We start from the raw sequence: 18,724 nt of genomic DNA, 5'->3' as shown, positions 1-18,724 counted from the left end.
GGGCTCTTTTAGGAATCGACTTATTTACTATTTCCGTGTCCTGGATTAGGAATCCGGATTTTTTCAACTGTGCTCGGGTTACGACGTTCAAAGCTGGTCTTACTAATAAACTGACCATTGCCGGAGTCGCGATACCCGGTATGTGTTTTATTCGTTCCTGCCAAGCTACTCGCCTCCTTTCTTCGAAGTGTCGACCTGAGAAAATCAGGTACTAGCTGCAGCCGCTGGTGCTTCCGCACTCCATGCAGCGGTAGCAGGAGCCGTTGCGGGTCATGATGGCTCCGCAGGTGGCGCAGCTTGGGGCGTCGCCCATGTCGACCATGGACTTGAGCGCATTGGCTGCGTGATAGATTCCGCGGTCCTCCATGGATAAGGGACTAGAGCCCAGGGCCGAGGGACTAGTTGGATCGGGGGCGATTCCCTGCTGGGGTGGTGTGGTGGTGTAGGTGTTTTCGGGGGCGTAGAAGCTCGGCGCTTCCGAAGGAATGCGGGGATTCCTCGACTCGCTACGCTCGCTCGGAATGACACCTTCATCCACACTGGCACTCAGCGAGGGGATGACGTGGTTGCCGGGTGCATTGACCGTTCCTTCGACCGGGACTGCCGCTTGCGGTGCGAGTCCGGCGAAGAGTGAGAGCTGCTGGCCGGAGAGGAAGCGGATCTGCAGCCAGCGGAAGATGTAGTCCATGATCGACTTGGCGTAGCCGATCTGCTCGTTGCCGGTCCAGCCGGAGGGCTCGAAGCGAGTGTGCGCGAACTTCTCGCAGAGCACCTTGAGAGGCACGCCGTGTTGCAGCGCGAGCGAGACGGCGGTGGCGAAGGAGTCCATGAGTCCGGAGACGGTGGAGCCTTCTTTGGCCATGCGGATGAAGATTTCGCCGGGCTGGCCGTTGGGATAGAGGCCGACGGTGATGTAGCCCTCGTGTCCGGAGAGGCCGAACTTGTGGGTTACGCTGGCGCGCTCGGCGGGCAGGCGGTTGCGAACGGCGCGAGGCGGGGCCTGCGCGTCGATGGCGTCGGAGTTGCGGTTGGCCGCCTCGGTGATGGTCTTGATCTGAAGCTCGAGCTCGGCGATCTGGTGTGCCTGGGCGTTGAGCCTGGCTTCAGCGGCGGCGAGAACAGCAGTGCTTTCGCTGGCGACGGCCTCGGTCTTCTTCTCCGACTTCTTGTCATCGGCAGAGACGTTGAGCGGCTGCGAGCCTTTGGATCCGTCACGATAGATAGCGACGGCCTTGAGGCCCTGACGCCAGGATTCAATGTAGGCTTCGGCAATCTCGTCGACGGTGGCGTCGTGAGGAAGGTTGACGGTCTTCGAGATGGCTCCGGAGAGGAAGGGCTGGGTGGCCGACATCATCTTGATGTGGCCCATGTAGTGGATGGAGCGGGTTCCCTTGGCGGCCTTGAAGGAGCAGTCGAAGACGGCGAGGTGCTCGGGCTTGACGTGCGGAGCGCCTTCGATGGTGCCGGTGGCGTCGATGAAGCTGACGATGGCATCGACCTCAGCGTTGGTGTAGCCGAGCTTGAAGAGCGCGGAGGGAACGGTGTTGTTGACGATCTTGATCATGCCGCCGCCGACGAGCTTCTTGTACTTGACGAGGGCGAGGTCGGGCTCGATGCCGGTGGTGTCGCAGTCCATCATGAAGCCAATGGTTCCGGTGGGTGCGAGCACGGTGACCTGCGAGTTGCGGTAGCCGAACTTTTCGCCGTGGGAAAGTGCGCCGTCCCAGGCGTCGCGGCTGGCGTCGATGAGCTCCTGAAGCTGCGGCGCGACAAAAGGCTCAGCCGAAGACTTCGACTTGCCGATGTTGTTGACCTCGGCGCGGTGCATGCGGATGACGTCAAGGAAAGGCTCACGATTGACGTAGAAGCCAGGGCAGGCTCCGGTGGAACCGTCCCAGTTCTCGCTGGTGTTCTTTCCGGCCTGCTGGGTGAGCGGCGTGGCCGCTCCGAGCGGCGGGCAAACTTCGGCGATGCGCGAAGACTGCCAGTAGGCGTCGCCGCAGAGGATGGAGGTGACGGTGGCGGCGAAGTCGCGTCCGGCGTCGGAATCGTAAGGCAGACCGAAGGCCATCAGCAACGCGCCGAGATTGGCGTAGCCGAGGCCGAGCGGGCGGTAGTCGTGCGAGTTCTTCGCGATGGATTCAGTGGGGTAACCGGCAGAGTCGACGATGATTTCCATCGCCGTGGTGACGATGCCGATTGCCTTGCGATAAGCGACGATATCGAACTGGCCTCCCGGAGTGAGGAACTTCAGGAGATTGAAGGATGCAAGGTTGCAAGCCGAGTCGTCGAGGAACATGTACTCGGAGCAGGGATTGGACGCGTTGATGCGGCCAGTATTTTTGCTGGTGTGCCAGCGATTGATCGTGGTGTCGTACTGCATTCCGGGATCACCGCACTGCCAGGTGGCCTCGGCGATCTTGTTCATGATGTCGCGGGCGCGGTACTCCTGCACGGGCGTACGGCCTTTGACGGTGCGGGTGGAGAAGGTGGCATCTGCCTCGACGGCCTGCATGAACTCGTCGGTTACGCGGACGGAGTTGTTGGCGTTCTGGAAGAAGATGGAACTGTAGGCCTCGGAGTCAGGACCGGAGCCATCATAGCCCGCCTGAACGAGCGTGTAGGCCTTGGCCTCTTCCTTCTGTTTGCACTCGATGAAGTCGATGATGTCGGGATGGTCGACGTTGAGGATGACCATCTTGGCGGCACGACGAGTCTTGCCGCCGGACTTGATGACGCCGGCGAAGGCGTCGAAGCCGCGCATGAAGGAGAGCGGACCGCTGGCGACTCCGCCCCCAGAGAGAGTCTCCATGGAACCGCGGATGCTGGAGAGGTTGGAGCCAGTGCCCGATCCCCACTTGAAGAGCATGCCCTCGGTCTTGGCCAGGGTGAGGATGGAGTCGAGCGAGTCATTCACCGAATTGATAAAGCAGGCAGAGCACTGCGGCTTCTTGTAGCCGGTGACGGAAAACTCGATCGCGCAGGTGTGTGGGTTCCAGTGCCAGTTCTGTGCGTCGGAGTTGGGCTCGAGACGATCGCAGCCGACGTTGAACCACACAGGCGAATTGAAGGCGACCTTCTGGTTTAAAAGCAGATGGCTAAGCTCGTCGAAGAAGACAGTCGCGTCCTCGGCAGAGGCGAAGTAACCGCCCTCGAGGCCCCAATCGCGAATGGACTCGGCGACGCGTGTGACGAGCTGGCGCACGCCAGTCTCGCGCTCGGGAGTTCCAAGCTGGCCATGGAGATACTTGGAGGCGACGATGTTTGTCGCGGTCATCGACCAGTCGGAGGGAACCTCAACGTTCTTCTGCTCGAAGATGGTGCGACCCTTGAAGTCCTGAATAACGGCATCGCGCAGCTCCCAGGTGACCTCATCGAAGGGCGAAACTCCGGCGCGCGTGAAGTGACGCGAAAAGGCGAGGCCGGGGGCTCGTTTCGTGGCAGCAGTGGAAGTGGGTGTCGTGGTTTGTTCTACGGCGGCAGCAGGGGTCGTCTTCTTCGAGATCGTTGCCATTGGGGGAGCTGGCTCCTTCTTTTAAATTGGATGCCCGGAGCGACTGTCGTCTCCGGTTTGTGCTTGGCCTCGGGCTCATAAAATGAGGCGAGGCGGGTCTTTTGGGGGCTTCAGGGCGTTGGGACGATGGCGCGTCAACGAACTGGCGCAAACCTTAGAAGCAACGGGCTGAAGTCAGGCGGAACTCATTTGGCGTGGCCTCAACGAGATCTCACGTTTTACTTGCAGTCGTGAAAGTAACGCCGCCTATAGGGTATGTCAAGTATAAAGCACAACATCTTGTGTTGTCTGCGGGAATACCGCTCTTTACAAGAGGGTAAATCACCGAGGGGCGTGGAAATCGGTGATTCTGCTGTGGAAGTCGTGGAATCGCTCGATAACAAGCGTAGATGAGGAAGGGGGAGCGAGCGCAAAAACAGCCGGAGAGTCTAACACTTTTGTTGCAGATAGAGGTTAGTGCCGATTCCGAGCAGCTTCTTGGTACAAAGATTCTTCGCCACGCTCAGAATGACGAATAAGAACGAACACAGATCCCTTCCAAGGCAGGCTCTTCGACTCCGTTTAGGTCGCGCTCCTGCGCGCCAAATTTCGCTCAGGATGACACTTTCTAAACGGCGTCCAAGGTTTAGCAGACCTATCGTCAATTCAGGTCGCGGAAGTTTCTTATACCGGACGTTCCGGGAGGTAACGGTCGAGCCAGGTATGGACGCGATCGGAGCTAGCGTACTGCTGTCCGAGGCGGCGGTAGCTTTCGAACTGAGACTCGCTGAACCACTGGTCGACAGTGCTGGTGTTGGGGAAGGTTGGATTCTCCCGACGGAAGTTGACCAGGTCGGCGGGAAGATCGCGTGTAAACACCGACTTGATGTAGAGGACCTGGCCGACGGTGCCGTTGGAGTATCGGATCGTTCCGGGGATGCAGCAGTAGGGGCTGGCTGGAGGGGTCCCGGCAGGCTCGAGTTGCGTTAGATCCAGAGAGATTTCGGCGCCATGATCGATACGGCACTTGCGGATGGCCATACCGATTCCCTGGAAGGTGAGATCTCCGTCCTGCTCCGCATCGCAGATGACAATGGTGGCGCAATGGCGGCGGACGAGTTCATAGAGTCCCATGTTCTCGAAGTGCCCTCCGTCAGTGAGGTAGACGAAGGCGGCCTCGTCGTTGACCATTCCGAAGAGCTCGGCCAGCAGATAGAAGAGCCCAAACCAAGGCGAAGAGGGATTGCTGTACCGGCCGCGCAGGCGAAAGCGCTTATGTCGGGGGTTGCGAATCCAGAGGCCCAGCCGGACGTTGAAGATGGTTAGGAGAAAGGCCATCGTGGGGCTGGTATGAAATCCCCAGTTGGGGCTCATGGCAGCGCCTGAAGTTGCCACAGCCGTGGCCATGTGCGGACCGCCGTCGTCATAGGCGAAGCTGCGTGTGGGCGTATATCCGTTGAACTGCACGCGATTGGTATCAGCCTCGGTCCAGCCAACGTCATACCCACAGTAGAGCGGTGTAAAAGCAAAGCAAGCGCCCTTGCGCTCCTGGTAGGCGAGGTCCTGCCCGAAGGAGAGATTGAGGGTGGTACAGAAGATGGGGAACGGCCCCTGGTAGGTGGGCGGCTGGGGTTCTGTTGAGCACGCATCCGGTCCGCAGTCGTTGGCCCAGAGGTCCTTCTGGCTTTCATGGTTGAAGCGCGAAGGAAGAAGGTCGATCAGGCGAAGGCGCTTATCGCTGGCGGCAAAGCCGGTAAAGCGATTGGGCCGCCGGTCGGGATTGCTCGCCCCCGCGTAGCAGCGGGCGATGCGATCGCGGTAGAAAGCATGAAGAGAGAACTCATTGATATCGATGCGCCAGCCGAAGAGCAGCGCCGTCGCCGCAAGAAGAGCGAGCAGGAACAGAAAGTCACTGTGGGGAAGGATAGAGTTTCCGATCTGCGACTGGATGGTGGCGAGCGCCTTTTCCGTGACCCAGGAGAGCGCAAGAACGAGACCTACGATAAAGACGGGTGGACCGATCAGGACCAGAGCGTTCAGCAGCCTGGAGGATTTTGAGTTTTCCTCTTTCGATGTACCGCTGATCAAGGAACTTTTGCCTGCAATGACGCTGAACAGCGTGGTCCCGATCCAGCCAATACTGAGAGATTTTCCGGCGTGAGCGACATGGAAGAGCCAGGAGACGAGGCCTGCTCCTAACAGCGAACTGGCAGTGACGGCGAACCAGACGATGCCGAAGAGAAAGCTCCAGGCGCGCAGACGGGCGAACCACTCCCGGACTGAACCATCGACGAGGTTGCCGACGAGACCGCCTGCAATCTCGATGGAGACGAAAACGATGGTCAAGCCAAGCCATGGCAGCAGCGGAATCGCGGTGCGCGTGACATGCTCAAGGGGCAGAAAGAACGAGACGATGAAGATGGCCAGCCGGGAGAGATGGATGAGGACGTAGCCGCATCCCACGGCGCCAGCCATACCGAGAAGGACGATGAGCCTTCGCCAATTTTTCGGAATGGCGCGCATTGCTGAGAAAACCAGAAGAGCGATTCCAGCGAGCAGGGCGGTAAAGACCCAGGAAGTAGAGGTGTCTTCATCGAATCCGGTAAAGGGTCTCCACCAGTGGAAGGAATAGGCGGACTGCCAGGCATGGATATTCGCCATCGCATCCGGCTCGCCAGGGGGTGGGATCGAAGGCTTCGTGGCAGCCGGGTTTTGAGTGGGTTTGGCTTCTCTCTGGGCCAGCCGATGGAGATGGCTGATGTAGACACGAGTGCTGGGGGGGACGATGCCGGTGTTCTCTGGCCAGGCAACTGTGCCGATCACGCGATGCACACGGTTCCAGTGACGAACCTCCGACGTGGAATGAGGCGTGGTTTCAGGAAGCCGGTTCCCCGCCCAGAAGGAGGAGCGGTAGAGATACGGACACAAGACGAGTATGGAGAGCAGGATGGGAGCGAAGACCAGTCCAAGCACCCCGCCCTGGCCAAAGCCGGCCTCTTCGACGGGATGGCAGTGATCGGACGACGGATGTTTGAGCTGGGTAAAAAAGATGACACAGGAGGCGAAGAGAAAACCTCCGAAGACGATCGCCGCCGTTACGATTCCATGATCGAGGAGAAAGTGAGCTACTCGCCCGCGCGAGCTGAGATAGAAGTGGGGCAACAGAAGCACGAGCAGAATCGACGAGATCAGGACGATCTGATTGAGGAAGGTATTGCGCGCCCAGATCGCGAAGGCAACCCAGGTATCGGCAGTAAACAAGCCGGTTCGCGGCGTGAGGTAGTTGGAGTAGCGGCGCAGCCAGCGCAGAGGCTCGGGCCAAAAGTCACGCGTAGCGGGAGGTCCGGGAAGCGGCTGCAACTGCTGCTGAACCTTCTCGATGTTCTCGCAGGCGATCCAGGAGGCGAGGAACTGGTGGATGTACCCTCCGCCGGAGACAGTGGAGAGATAGTCGAAGGATTTGAGACGGCCAGCGGCAGCAAGACCCTGCAGGATGCCGAGATTGAAAGTTGCGCTGCGGATTCCTCCGCCGGAGAAACAAATGCCGGCGAGACCGAGCTGATCGGCTACGGCATAAGCGTCTTTGGCGGGATCGACGGGAGGCCAGTGACCTTTCGCCGCAAGTTCCTGCTCGAGGAGCCATTTGGCGGGTGGATATTCGATGAGCGTCGCCATGCGCGCCTGTGCTCGTGGCGTGGTGTGGAGGAGTGTCGCAATATGTTCCTGGGCTGCCGATTCCAGTTCAGGAACGGCATGGGGGAAGGCCTCTGCCCAGGACTGCGCGAATGCGCTCTTGGCCGTATGGGGAGCAAGAGCCGTGTGATGCACCTTGATCTGTTGCGCGAGCCGGTCACAGTAGGCTTTGGCAGCACCATCGCGCAACTCCGCTTCTTGAAAGACCGGATCAAATGGGGATTCCGGAGATGATGCCATGAAGCCTCCTGCCATGTGCGATCACACGCACAGCAGCATACGTGCATTTTGAATTTAAGACCCAGGGGTGGAAGCAACGATAACAGAGCGGACCGTAGACAAGTCACGATCTTTTTAATCGGCGGGAGACGAGTTCGTTACCTTGCTCTTCTTCTGTTGAAGCCGGACCCTCAATTGTGCCGTCGCTTCGCGATGACATAGCAGGCAGAGCGTACGAAGGTTGTCGAGGTCGCACTGGCCTCCTCCTTCTGCGACCGGAACGATATGGTCGGCGTCCCAAAGGCTGCGACGACTTGAGATGGTCTTCATGCCATAGAGGCGAAGCCCGGCCTCGCGCGCCACTCCTCGTGCGCGCTTGAGTGCAGCGTAGGCGGCCATAGTGTCGATTCCGCAGGTGGCGCAATGGCCACGATCGCGAGCGAAGACCTGATCGCGAAGATATCCGGGATCAGTACGCAGGCGCCACTGGTGTACGCAATAGTCGCTGCAGAAGGTCCGACGGCGTTTCGCAACGATCTCAAGCTCGCACCAGCGACAAAGTGGAAGACCGCTGGGGCCAACAGGAAGATCGCTGCGGCGGGTGCGGCCTCCGGGAAGTGTGCGAGAAGGAATCATGCTGCGTGAAGTATCGGATTAAATTTCGAAGTCGACTTCAACCGGCTCGATCAGAGGCATCAGCCAGCTTAAGAGCTTCTGGTGCGCAGGATGATCGTTGTAGGCATCGAAAGTAGTACGATCAGCGAACTTCATGACACCACCAAACGCATACCCCTGCGAACGAGGAGAGAAATTGTGCCCGACATAGACCTCGAGCAGGCCAGGAATCTGTCTCTGAAGCGCCTGGATCTCTTCGAGAACGCGTTGTTTCTGACTGGAGGTGACATTGGGCTTCCAGCGAAAGAGGAAGGTGTGAATGACCATGAGCTGAGTTTAATCCGAACCGCTTAGAATAGTTCGAGCACCTGGAGGAGTTATGGCGAGAACGCAATCGACGATGGTCGAGCTGGGCACGGTGGCTCCGCCATTCGAATTGACCGATGTAGTTACGGGTAAGGCCGTCGGGCGCGACGATGTTGCCGCAGAGCGCAAGGGACTGCTTGTGATGTTTATCTGCGTCCATTGCCCTTACGTAAAGCATGTGGAAGAAGGGCTGGCGCGTATCGGTAAAGATTACGAAGGGAAGATTGGGATTGTGGCTATCTCATCGAATGATGTCACAGCGTATCCCGAGGATTCCCCGGAGGAGATGAAGAAGCAGGCGGAACGGCTGGGCTTTCGCTTCCCATATCTTTATGACGAGACCCAGGAGGTCGCCCGCGAGTACGATGCTGCCTGTACGCCAGATCTGTTTCTCTTTGACGGTGAGATGAAGCTTGTCTATCGTGGACAACTCGATGACAGCAGGCCGCGACGCGGAGACTTCGGCAATGATATTCCGGTCACAGGTAAGGATCTGAGAGCCGCAATTGATGCCGTAATCGCAGACAAAAGACCGGATCCGAATCAAAGGTTTGCTGTTGGATGCAATATCAAGTGGAAGCAATAACCAAGGGAACGATCTGGAAATTAGCGGAGGCAGCAAATGGATAAGGTTCTTGAGAAGCTGAAGAAAGGGATTCGACAGTTTCAGGCCGAGGTCTATCCCGAACAAACTGAGACCTATCGCAAGGCGGAAAGCGAGCCGCAAAAGCCGGCAGCGCTGATTATTACCTGTGCGGATTCACGGATTGATCCTGAGTTGATTACGCAGTCCGGCCCCGGCGAGCTCTTTGTCATGCGCAATATTGGCAACCTTATTCCTGCTTACGGCGAGATGATGGGCGGCGTCAGCGCCGTGATTGAATACGCCGTCGCTGCGCTTAAGGTGAACCACATTGCGGTTTGTGGACATAGTGACTGCGGCGCGATGAAAGCATTATTGGATCCGGCGAGCCTCGAGACCTTACCAAGCGTGAAGAACTGGATGCGAAACGCGGATGCAGCCATGAGCGTAGCGGATTCGCTCGCACCTAAGGATGAGAAGCCAAGCGAGCGACTGAAGCGCCTGACGGAAGAAAATGTTCTTCTGCAGATCCAGCACCTCAGAACACACCCTTCTGTTGCTGGCGCGATGGCACGCCAGGAGCTGACCTTGTCAGGATGGGTCTATGACATCGGCGCCGGCGATGTTCGTATTGCTGAAAATGGCGAACGGGGATTTCACTCGATCGGCCAGGAGAAGCATAAAGGATGATCTCTCCTCTTCGTCGCCGGCGGCTCATGCTGCTCACTGTGAGATATATCGGCTGGCCTCTGGTGGTATTGCTGATTTACGACATTGGAATCGTCGCAGCATACAAGGCAGGATATTTGCATTGGGCTGCCCTGAATATGATTCCGGTCTCTCTGTTGGGTTCGGTAATCAGCATTCTTGTTGCGTTTCGTAATACGACATCCTATGCGCGGTGGTGGGAAGCGCGAACGCTGTGGGGGACAATCGTCAACAACTCGCGAAGCTGGGCGCGTCAGATCACCACGACGATTCGAAGACCGACGAATGCCCACCCCGGCGAGATTGAGGCGATACAACAGAAGATGGTCTATTACCAGATCGCCTGGACCCATGCTCTGCGCCAGCATCTGCGGAAGCTTGAGCCGTGGAATGAGATTGAAGACTTTCTTTCTCCAGAAGAAATTGCCAGGCTGCGTGGTGAGAAAAACGTTCCTGTAGCAATTCAGCAGTGGCAGAGCACTGCTCTAAACGACCTGCTCGATCGCGGATGGATCGACGCGATGCAGTGGCGAGCACTGGACGAAACACTGAATGATCTGGTCGATGCACAGGGAGGTGCCGAGCGCATCAAGAACACTCCCATGCCCCGCCAATATGACTATCTCCCCCAGCTTTGCGTACAGATCTTCTGTATTCTGCTTCCGCTCGCCATGGGAGCAAGCATGGGATGGTTCACTCCTCTAGGATCCGCACTGGTCGGCTTCATCTTTCTTGCACTGGATAAGATCGGCCGCGATCTTGAAGCTCCCTTCGACAATACGATTAACGATATCCCCTTGACCTCGATTTGCCGGGTCATCGAGATCAATCTGCGGCAGATGCTTGGAGAGACTCAGCTTTCTTCTCCTACAGTTCCGGTCAACGATATTCTCTGGTAGCTAGAACCAGCGCATACGACGAAGAAGATAAAGCAGCAGCCCTGTGCAGGCAAGTGCGAGAAGACCGACGATGAGCGCTCCATGAGGAGATTCCTCAAAGGGCAGCCCTTTGAGGTTCATGCCGTAGATGCTCGAAATCGCAAGCGCAGGGAGTGCGATGGTGCCTAACACAGTAAGCACCTTCATCACCTCGTTGGTGCGATTGGCGACGGAAGAGAGATAAATATCCAGCGTGTTGTTGAGCAGGTCGCGCTGCGTTTCTACGGAGTCCAGCAGGCGAGCGACGTGGTCATAGGTATCGCGCACGTAAAGCTGATGCTCAGTATCGATGATGGTGGTGGAATCGCGTTGCAGATGCAGGCAGGCATCCCGCGTATTCACCAGCACACGCCGCAGGTCTATCAACTCGCGCTTAATGGCAAAAACCTGACTAAGGATCTGGGGAGAGGGTGAATCAAAAACCGCATCTTCCAGTTCGTCAATACGGTCGTCGAAGTGATCGATCGCAGGAAAGTAACGATCGACGATCGTATCGAGGATCAGATAGAGCAGCCGGGCAGGGTGCTCATCATCTCCATCGCGACGAGCGCGTTCCAGAGCCTCTGTCGTCGCGGGACAAACGGGATCGACGATGGTAATCAAAAAGTCTTTGCCCGCGAAGATGTCGATGGTGGTGAAGGTCGGCATCTGTTCAGTAGGGGAATCGGGATCAGGCCGGAGATAGACCGGCTTCAGCACAGCGAAGGTATAGTTCGCCCCGGAGTCGACCTTAACGCTCTCATCTGCGCTGCGCACGTCTTCGATGTGTAGAGGGTGCAGGCCGTACTTCTGCGCAAGCTCATCAAGTTTTGGATCGTGAGGATCATCGAGCTGATACCACGGCATGAGGTCCTGATCTCCCGTTGAAACAGTCGCTTTCTATGCGTCCATCGTACCGGCTGCGGCGTATATTCAGGGTAAGCTCACCCAAAATTCTGCACGAGGAACACTCCATTGATAAACTGCCGCAGCGTTTTCGTGTTTCTACTCGCCGCAGCCGGACCTCTCGCCCTGGCGCAGCAGGGTTCCTACGATCCGGTCAAGACCTTCGCGCCCTTCATCATGCCGGATCCGATCAACGTCTATCGCTCCAGTAATGGAGCGCCCGGACCAGGCTACTGGCAGAATGAAGCGGATTACGAGCTCCACCCCACGATTGACCCAGCGAAGAAGCAGCTCAGCGCTACTGAGACCATTACCTATATCAATAACAGTCCCGATACGCTTACCAGCCTGTGGCTGCATGTAGAACAGAACATCTATCGCAAGGATTCGCGTTCACGTCTGGCCTATGGCGCTGCATTGCGAGGGAGACGCAATACGGAAGAGAGCGGACCTCGTCCTTCATCGGAAGGTTATATCTTCGATTCAGTCGAGATCGAAGCTGGAAAACAGCGCATCAAGGCCGATTACATAATCTCCGACACACGCATGCAGATTCGTCTTGCCGAGCCACTGAAGCCGAAGGGCGGCCAGTTGAAGATCCACATCAGGTATCACTACCAGATCCCGGGCATATGGGGTGGGCGCACCTCGTGGGGCAAGTCCCAACAGGGCGAGATCTACGACATGGCGCAGTGGTATCCGCGGATGTGTGTCTACGACGACCTGCGCGGATGGGATACGCTGCCTTATCTCGGTAGTGAGTTCTATCTCGAATACGGCCACTTCGATTACTACGTGACCGTCCCCTCAAACTTCATCGTTGCAGGTTCGGGCGAGCTTGTGAATCCGAAGGAAGTTCTGACCTTGCAGCAGGTCGCACGGCTGGAACTGGCCCGCAACAGCGACTCGACGGTCTACATTATTAAGCCGGAGGAAATCGGAAAATCAGAGAGCCGTCCGAAACAGGATGGGGCTCTAACCTGGCACTTCCACATGGATCACACTCGCGATGTCGCCTTCAGCGCCTCACCGGTCTTCGTGTGGGATGCGGCCAAGATCAATCTTCCCGATGGCAAGAAGTCACTGGCGATGAGCGTCTATCCGCCCGAGAGCGTGGGCGAGGATGCCTGGACAAAATCCACCGAGTACGTAAAGAATTCGGTCGAAAACTTTTCGAAGCGCTGGTATCCATATCCCTATCCCGCAGCCATCAACGTCGCAGGCTTCTCCACCGGCATGGAGTACCCAGGAATCGTCTTCGATGGTATTCCAGACAAAGGCTCGTTCCTCTTCTGGGTGACGGCGCACGAGATCGGCCATGATTGGTTCCCGATGATCGTCGGCTCCAATGAGCGCCGCAATGCCTTCATGGACGAAGGCTTTAACACCTTCATCGATATCTTCGAATCGGACGAGTATGCCGAGGGCAAATATGGCCCCAAGCGCGACTCCGAGTACTCCGCTGGTGGCGAACCACCGGACATGATCCTGAAGGTGATTGACGACCCGGCTGCACCGCCTGTTCTCTTCCCTGCTGACGGCTATCCCGGACGACTCGGCCATCCAGTCAGCTACTTCAAAGGAGCCTATGGGATGGTACTACTGCGTGAGCAGATCCTAGGACCGGACCGCTTCGACTGGGCCTTCCGCAAATACATTCGCGACTGGGCCTTCAAACATCCTTCGCCCTCGGACTTCTTCCGCGCCATGCAGAGCGAGGCAGGAGAAGACCTGGGATGGTTCTGGCGCGGCTGGTACGAGAACCACTGGAAGTTCGATATGGCAGTCGAGAAGATCGATGGCGCTACGATGACCATCCAGAACAAAGGCCAGCTTGTGCTTCCAGCAACAGTCGAGGTGAAGTTCAAGGATGGCACCTCGGAGCGCTTCCGCCTGCCATGGGAGACCTGGCTCAGCAAGGGCGAATACGTGTGGTCGTCCGACGATAAGAAGCCGATTGCTTCGGTTACGATCGACCCTGATCACAAGCTGCCAGATGATGATCGCAGCAACAATACAAAATCAGCCGAATAAACAAAAAGCCGCCGGTGCAAAGCTGGCGGCTTTTTGCTGCATAATAGCGACGTCAGGCTGAGGTGGTCCCATGAGATTACAGTTACTCTTATGTATCGCACTTGGACTATCACCGATACAGTACCCGATGGATAGCCAGACCAGCATCTCCTCAAAAGCCCCTCTTTCCTACACAACTGATCTTCAGGCTCCATTAGGAAGTGAGAAGCATCCTGTACGAGTCTCCTCGGGAATTATGCTTAGCAATTCAATCCGGCGCGATATACCTAAATATCCGCCTCCACCCCGATGCGGTGAGCCTCTGCCGGAGAGCTGGAAAGGCAGTGGTGTCTCCGTACTGCACGCCCTCATAGATCCTGAGGGAAAAATTAATCGACTGGACTATATCTCAGGCCGTGAAGCCTTCAGAGAGCCAGTGACAAACGCTGTTCACAATTGGGTCTATAAACCCTATTTGCTGAATGGCTCAGCAGCATGGATAGAAACGACTATTACTCTGGAAGTCCAAATGGGATGCTCAAAGTAGTAAGGTTCCTCACGCTTCGTGAACAACGCGCCCGGTTCCCTTTTCAATACTCGTAATCTGTCCATCGCGCATATGCAGAATGCGATCCGCAATCTGCGCAGCTTCAGGGTTATGAGTAATCATCAGCACGGTCTGGTTCAGCTCGTGGCTGGAACGCCGCAACATGCTAAGTACAGCATCAGAGTTCTTCGTATCGAGATTACCTGTCGGCTCATCGGCCAACACAATTGCCGGACGCGAGATCAATGCGCGGGCAATGGCGACGCGCTGCTGTTCGCCTCCTGAGAGTTCGTTCGGCCGATGCTCCAGCCTGCCCTTGATATTCATCAGGTCGGCAAGGTGATCGAGTAGCGGACGATCCAGAGGCTTCTTCTCTGTTGCTCCCAGATTCGCAATATCATGTGCGATCTCGATATTCCCCATTGCCGTCAGTGTTGGAAGAAGATTGAACCGTTGAAAGACGAAACCGATCTTGGCGCGACGCATTCGCGTGCGTTCGATATCCGAAAGCCGCGAAAATTCAGCGCCATCAATAAATAGCGACCCGGAACTGGCCTGCGCGAGTCCTCCAAGGACATAAAACAATGTCGATTTTCCTGATCCGGAGGGCCCGACAATGGCCACAAACTCGCCTGGATCTGCTGAAAAATTGACTCCTCGCAGCGCCTGCACCTCAAGTTTTCCGGATCGATAGGTTTTGCCGAGGTCCTGGGCTACGATGATGGGCTGAACTGTGGCTGCCGTGCTCGAAGAAGAGGAAGAAGTAGTCGCCATGAGTTACCTTTGAGTTTATCGTGACCGGGACCTTTCTATGCGATCAGGGATAAATTGGACCGAACTGGCGCTATGGGGGCTGATCGGCTGGACCTTGATCGGTCTTGCTGGCGTAACGATCTCATTCCTGCGGCAAGAGCGCTCCAAGGCGCGTCGGCATCTTGTCTGGATTGGGGGCATCTGGCTGCTTTACATTGCCATACTGCTGACGATTTCACTCTCAACCAAACCACGCATCCTTGCACAGGGGCAGGAGCAATGTTTTGGCAGCCTTTGTTTTACCGTGGTACGAATCGAGAGTATCCCCAGCTCTTTTGCCAACGAGGGAGAACAGGTCCTACGAGTCTCCATCCGAATCACCAATCATTCCCATGAGCAGAGGAAAGGCGACAAAACTCTGCAAGCCTATCTCGTCGATTCGCAGGGCCGGGTCTGGAACCAGGGGTCCGGACTGGAAGGCGTTCGCCTGTCGACAACGGTTCTGCCGGGCGATTCAGTTATGAGCCAGCCCGTCTTCAAGATCGCAAAGGATGCAACGGATCTTCGACTCGTCCTAACGCACGGACACAGGCTCCCCTACCTTCTTCTGCTGGGCGATCGCGACAGCTTGTTGCACTCTCCGGTTTACATCCGGCTTGAGGTTCAGCACTGATCCAGACTATCTCTGTATATCTATACGCAAAGAATTGCTGGAAAACTGAATTTTCACATTTTGCCTGCAAAGCTTTGCGAATTTCTCTTTTTCGGCTGCTCAATTACGCAGGATCTGAAAGACATAGGATTGGCACAGAGATTGCACTAGAGCGAAACCGTCATCTGGGCCACCATTTCACACGCGTCGAGCTACAAGCGATGTGAAGCTGATTCTTACAACAGCTTTGTGAATCGGGCTCTTTTCCTTCCATGATCGCTGCACGTTTTTCTGAGAGCAGTGAAGGCGAGTGGAAATCGAAATGTTTTTGCGCTTCTGAATAGAAGCTCCCTGGGACTGAATCCGCGATGCTGTGCTGGCTGCTTGTGGGAAAGCCTGAACGGCATCATTTTGGCCGTTATGCAGTCTGCGCTGCATAGACGGTGAAGTATTGCCAAAATCCAAGCCGTGGAGGCAGAAGTGAAAAATCTTGTTACTACCGCCACTCTCGTAACCGCCTTAGTCGTCTCTGGACAGGTTTACGGTCAGAGCAAATCGAACTCGCATCCGCAAAAGCAGAGCAAGACCCACGCGTTGCGCGACAACCAGATGGATAAAGTCACTGCAGCTGGCGAGGAAAGCTCCGCACTGGCAGCAAACAATTCGACCGTAACAGAAAACAATACGGGCAGCGTTTCGCTCTCAGGAAGCGCGCTGAATGCTGCGAAGGGTATCAATATCGTCAGCTCCTCCGATGCTGCAGTTGCCAATGGCGTCAATGTTTATAACGGCAGCCTGACAACGCAAGGCAATACTGCCAGCGCGGACGTCGGCCAGGGAAATGCCATCACCCAAACCGATCCGGCAGGCGCTTCGCTGACCGGTTACAAACGTGGGGCAAACTCACAGCTCAATACCTCGAGCGCATCAGATGTGACGACGACCAGCACCTCGTCATCAAGCCTGAACGCCTCGTTCAATCACACCTCCAACCACACCGACAATTGGTCGAACACCAAGTCGGCAAACAGTAGCTCGTCGAACAGCTCCAGCGCCAGCAAGAATGCTGCTCAGCAGCAGAGCGCCAGCAAGAGCTCTTCTTCAGCGACCACCTCGTCCGCATCCAATACAGCCAGCAAGTCGGCCTCAGCAACGGATGCTTCTGCCTCGAATAACGCGCAAAATGCCAGCAACGTGAAATCGGCTTCGTCGACCGATAACTCGTCCGCCAGCAAGAGCGCGACCAGCAACGCGACTTCGTCGGCCAGCGCCAGCGGAGCCACCGCTTCCGCCAATGCTCCTGACGGCAGCGCTACTTCCGTAGGAAACTCGGCCTTCAACAATGGATCGTCCAGCAACGGCGCAACCTCTACGACGACAGGCAATGGAGCAGATAATCTGTCCGCATCGAAGGGCGGATCCTCCAGCAATAACACCGCCAGCAACTCCGCGACTTCAAGCAATGGTTCCAGCAGCGCGAATCAGTCGGCATCCACTGACAACTCTGCTTCCAACCAGAGCTCGGCTTCGAATGCTGCGAAAAGCGCAAATTCGTCCTCAAATTCTGCTTCCAACAATGCATCGCAGAATGCGGACTCTTCCAATAAGAACAAGGCACAGCAGAGCGCTTCCAGCTCGAACAGTGCGAGTTCCAATGCATCTCAGTCGGCGAAGAATGATTCCAATTCCAGCACGACGACGCACTCTACCAGCTCCGCTAAGTCGACATCTGCGAGCCTGGCCACAACCGACTCCAATTCTGATTCGGATCACACAGTAACGTCCTCGAGCAAGGTCTACAACGTTCAGGGAGCAGTGAGTTTCGATAATGCAAGCGCACAGAATGTTGCTGTGGACGGCTCGACCGTAACAACCACCAACAACTACACCGTTGCCCTGGCAGGCTCTGCACTGGCCAATGCGACGGCGATGAACATCGTCAATGCAGCCGGCGGCATGGTTGCCAATGGAATCAACGTAGCGCGGACCTCGAATATGAACTCGACTCCGACGCTGACCCAGACCAACAGCATCTCGCAGCATCGCTAACAGGCAGGCGTGTGTAAGAAGCATCGAGTTTCTTACACACGCCTTGCATTACCGAATGCAAGGAGCAGGTTATGCGACGAACTTTCGTGATAGCGATCCTGATGCTGTTCAGCTTTGCTGTGACGCCGACAGGCTGGGCCCAAACCAAGGTCCAATCCAAGGCGCGCGCCAAAGCACAACCCATGAACGATGCCGCGCTCGACAAAGTGACCGCCGGCACAATCTCTGCCGAGGTTTCCAATGGAGTTGTTAAATTCCAAGGCCAAGCTCAGACTCCAAACGGCCTGGTCTCGAGTGATGGCTCACTTGCCCTGCAGAGCGGCCCTATTGGGGGCACCACAATGGGCACACTCAGCATGAATGGCAATGCAGAACAAAATCTTAGTTCACTGGTGAATATTAACGCAGTGAACTCGAAGATCAATGTCCTGCTGAATCTCAACGTCAATATCAACTCGACTGTCGGAACTCTGACGCAGTCGAACCTTAACGGGAAACACTGATGACGCTCTTCGCAGTTCGTTTCAGGTCCTGGTACAGAGCGCTTGCGCTGGTCATGGCGGGCGCTCTGATCTTTCCCAGTGTGGTCTTCTCTCAAGCTCAAGACGAATACAGCAAACCGATCCGCAGCCTCAAAGAGATTCGCGAAGAAGGTGTAATACGGCAGAAGTGGGACATGAGTTGTGGTGCTGCTGCTCTCAGCACGCTGCTGACCTATGAATTCAAAGACAATACCCCGGAAACTGCAGTCGTCGTTTGGATCCTGCATCGAGTTGATCCGGTTCGAGTGCGTGCCCGCGGCGGATTCTCGCTGCTGGATCTAAAACGCTTCGCCCAGGCACGCGGCTATCACGCAGAGGGTTTCACGGGGATGTCCATCGAAGAACTTGCCGAACAGAAAACCTCTGTCATCGTGCCAATCCGTATGAAGGGCTTTGATCATTTCATCGTCGTACACAAGATCGTGGAGGGGCACGTTATCATCGCCGATCCCGGATTCGGAAACATCACCATGCGGGTCGATCGCTTTCAATCGCTATGGAAAGAAGGCATCGTCTTCATCGTTCATCCGCCGACAGACCTGATGTTGACCGAAAAGAGACCTTCGATCGCATCCCGCACAATTCCCGATCCCAGCATCATTCAACGCGAGATTGGAGTCGCGATTCCGCCGAACTATCTCTACTGATCCAACAAACGATGCAGCAAA

General features: G+C 56.3%; 14 protein-coding genes. 8 read left to right on the top strand and 6 right to left on the bottom strand.

Going from position 1 to position 18,724, the window contains the following annotated elements; translation table 11 throughout:
• Nucleotides 1-211 precede the first annotated feature (211 nt).
• The 4 genes from H7846_RS05870 to H7846_RS05855 all read right to left on the bottom strand — a co-directional run bounded on the left by H7846_RS05870 (nucleotide 212) and on the right by H7846_RS05855 (nucleotide 8,347).
• Nucleotides 212-3,514, bottom strand: coding sequence for a vitamin B12-dependent ribonucleotide reductase (locus H7846_RS05870; protein ID WP_186695562.1), 3,303 nt, complete (start codon nucleotides 3,512-3,514; stop codon nucleotides 212-214).
• Between the two features lie 663 nt (nucleotides 3,515-4,177).
• Entirely contained in the window at nucleotides 4,178-7,426 is a 3,249-nt protein-coding gene (locus H7846_RS05865) for a TspO/MBR family protein (protein WP_186695561.1), read from the bottom strand.
• 114 nt (nucleotides 7,427-7,540) lie between these two features.
• Complete coding sequence (locus H7846_RS05860; RefSeq protein WP_186695560.1) at nucleotides 7,541-8,041, bottom strand: HNH endonuclease; 501 nt, start codon at nucleotides 8,039-8,041, stop codon at nucleotides 7,541-7,543.
• Between the two features lie 18 nt (nucleotides 8,042-8,059).
• Nucleotides 8,060-8,347 carry a Dabb family protein gene (locus H7846_RS05855; protein ID WP_186695559.1) on the bottom strand — a complete coding sequence of 96 codons (288 nt, stop codon included), beginning with the start codon at nucleotides 8,345-8,347 and terminating at the stop codon, nucleotides 8,060-8,062.
• A gap of 52 nt (nucleotides 8,348-8,399) precedes the next feature.
• Between H7846_RS05855 and H7846_RS05850 the strand changes: the two genes are divergently transcribed.
• The 3 genes from H7846_RS05850 to H7846_RS05840 are packed head-to-tail and all read left to right on the top strand — an operon-like array spanning nucleotide 8,400 to nucleotide 10,576.
• Entirely contained in the window at nucleotides 8,400-8,972 is a 573-nt protein-coding gene (locus H7846_RS05850) for a thioredoxin family protein (protein WP_186695558.1), read from the top strand.
• 36 nt (nucleotides 8,973-9,008) lie between these two features.
• Complete coding sequence (locus H7846_RS05845) at nucleotides 9,009-9,659, top strand: carbonic anhydrase (RefSeq protein ID WP_186695557.1); 651 nt, start codon at nucleotides 9,009-9,011, stop codon at nucleotides 9,657-9,659.
• Nucleotides 9,656-10,576, top strand: coding sequence for a bestrophin family protein (locus H7846_RS05840; protein ID WP_255460872.1), 921 nt, complete (start codon nucleotides 9,656-9,658; stop codon nucleotides 10,574-10,576). Before H7846_RS05845 ends, H7846_RS05840 begins: the two co-directional genes overlap by 4 nt.
• On the opposite strand, the gene H7846_RS05835 is transcribed toward H7846_RS05840, so the two are convergent.
• Entirely contained in the window at nucleotides 10,577-11,461 is an 885-nt protein-coding gene (locus H7846_RS05835) for a magnesium transporter CorA family protein (protein WP_186695556.1), read from the bottom strand.
• Nucleotides 11,462-11,593: 132 nt separating this feature from the next.
• Between H7846_RS05835 and H7846_RS05830 the strand changes: the two genes are divergently transcribed.
• On the top strand, nucleotides 11,594-13,534 hold the full coding sequence (locus H7846_RS05830; RefSeq protein WP_255460871.1) for a M1 family metallopeptidase: 1,941 nt from the start codon (nucleotides 11,594-11,596) through the stop codon (nucleotides 13,532-13,534).
• Between the two features lie 535 nt (nucleotides 13,535-14,069).
• Here H7846_RS05830 and H7846_RS05825 read toward each other — a convergent pair.
• Nucleotides 14,070-14,834, bottom strand: coding sequence for an ABC transporter ATP-binding protein (locus H7846_RS05825; RefSeq protein ID WP_186695555.1), 765 nt, complete (start codon nucleotides 14,832-14,834; stop codon nucleotides 14,070-14,072).
• Nucleotides 14,835-14,871: 37 nt separating this feature from the next.
• On the opposite strand from H7846_RS05825, the gene H7846_RS05820 reads away from it, so the two are divergent.
• From H7846_RS05820 to H7846_RS05805, 4 genes are all read left to right on the top strand, one after another.
• Nucleotides 14,872-15,486 (top strand): DUF4352 domain-containing protein, encoded by a 615-nt coding sequence (locus H7846_RS05820; RefSeq protein WP_186695554.1) that lies wholly within the window; start codon nucleotides 14,872-14,874, stop codon nucleotides 15,484-15,486.
• 459 nt (nucleotides 15,487-15,945) lie between these two features.
• Nucleotides 15,946-17,514, top strand: coding sequence for a hypothetical protein (locus tag H7846_RS05815; RefSeq protein ID WP_186695553.1), 1,569 nt, complete (start codon nucleotides 15,946-15,948; stop codon nucleotides 17,512-17,514).
• Between the two features lie 71 nt (nucleotides 17,515-17,585).
• Entirely contained in the window at nucleotides 17,586-18,017 is a 432-nt protein-coding gene (locus H7846_RS05810; protein WP_186695552.1) for a hypothetical protein, read from the top strand.
• On the top strand, nucleotides 18,017-18,703 hold the full coding sequence (locus H7846_RS05805; RefSeq protein WP_186695551.1) for a C39 family peptidase: 687 nt from the start codon (nucleotides 18,017-18,019) through the stop codon (nucleotides 18,701-18,703). The genes H7846_RS05810 and H7846_RS05805 overlap by 1 nt, the downstream gene beginning before the upstream one ends.
• The last annotated feature ends 21 nt before the right edge of the window (nucleotides 18,704-18,724 follow it).

It is taken from the genome of Edaphobacter sp. 4G125 (assembly GCF_014274685.1).
Classification (GTDB): Bacteria; Acidobacteriota; Terriglobia; order Terriglobales; family Acidobacteriaceae; genus Edaphobacter.
This window is presented reverse-complemented; position numbering and strand designations above follow the sequence as displayed.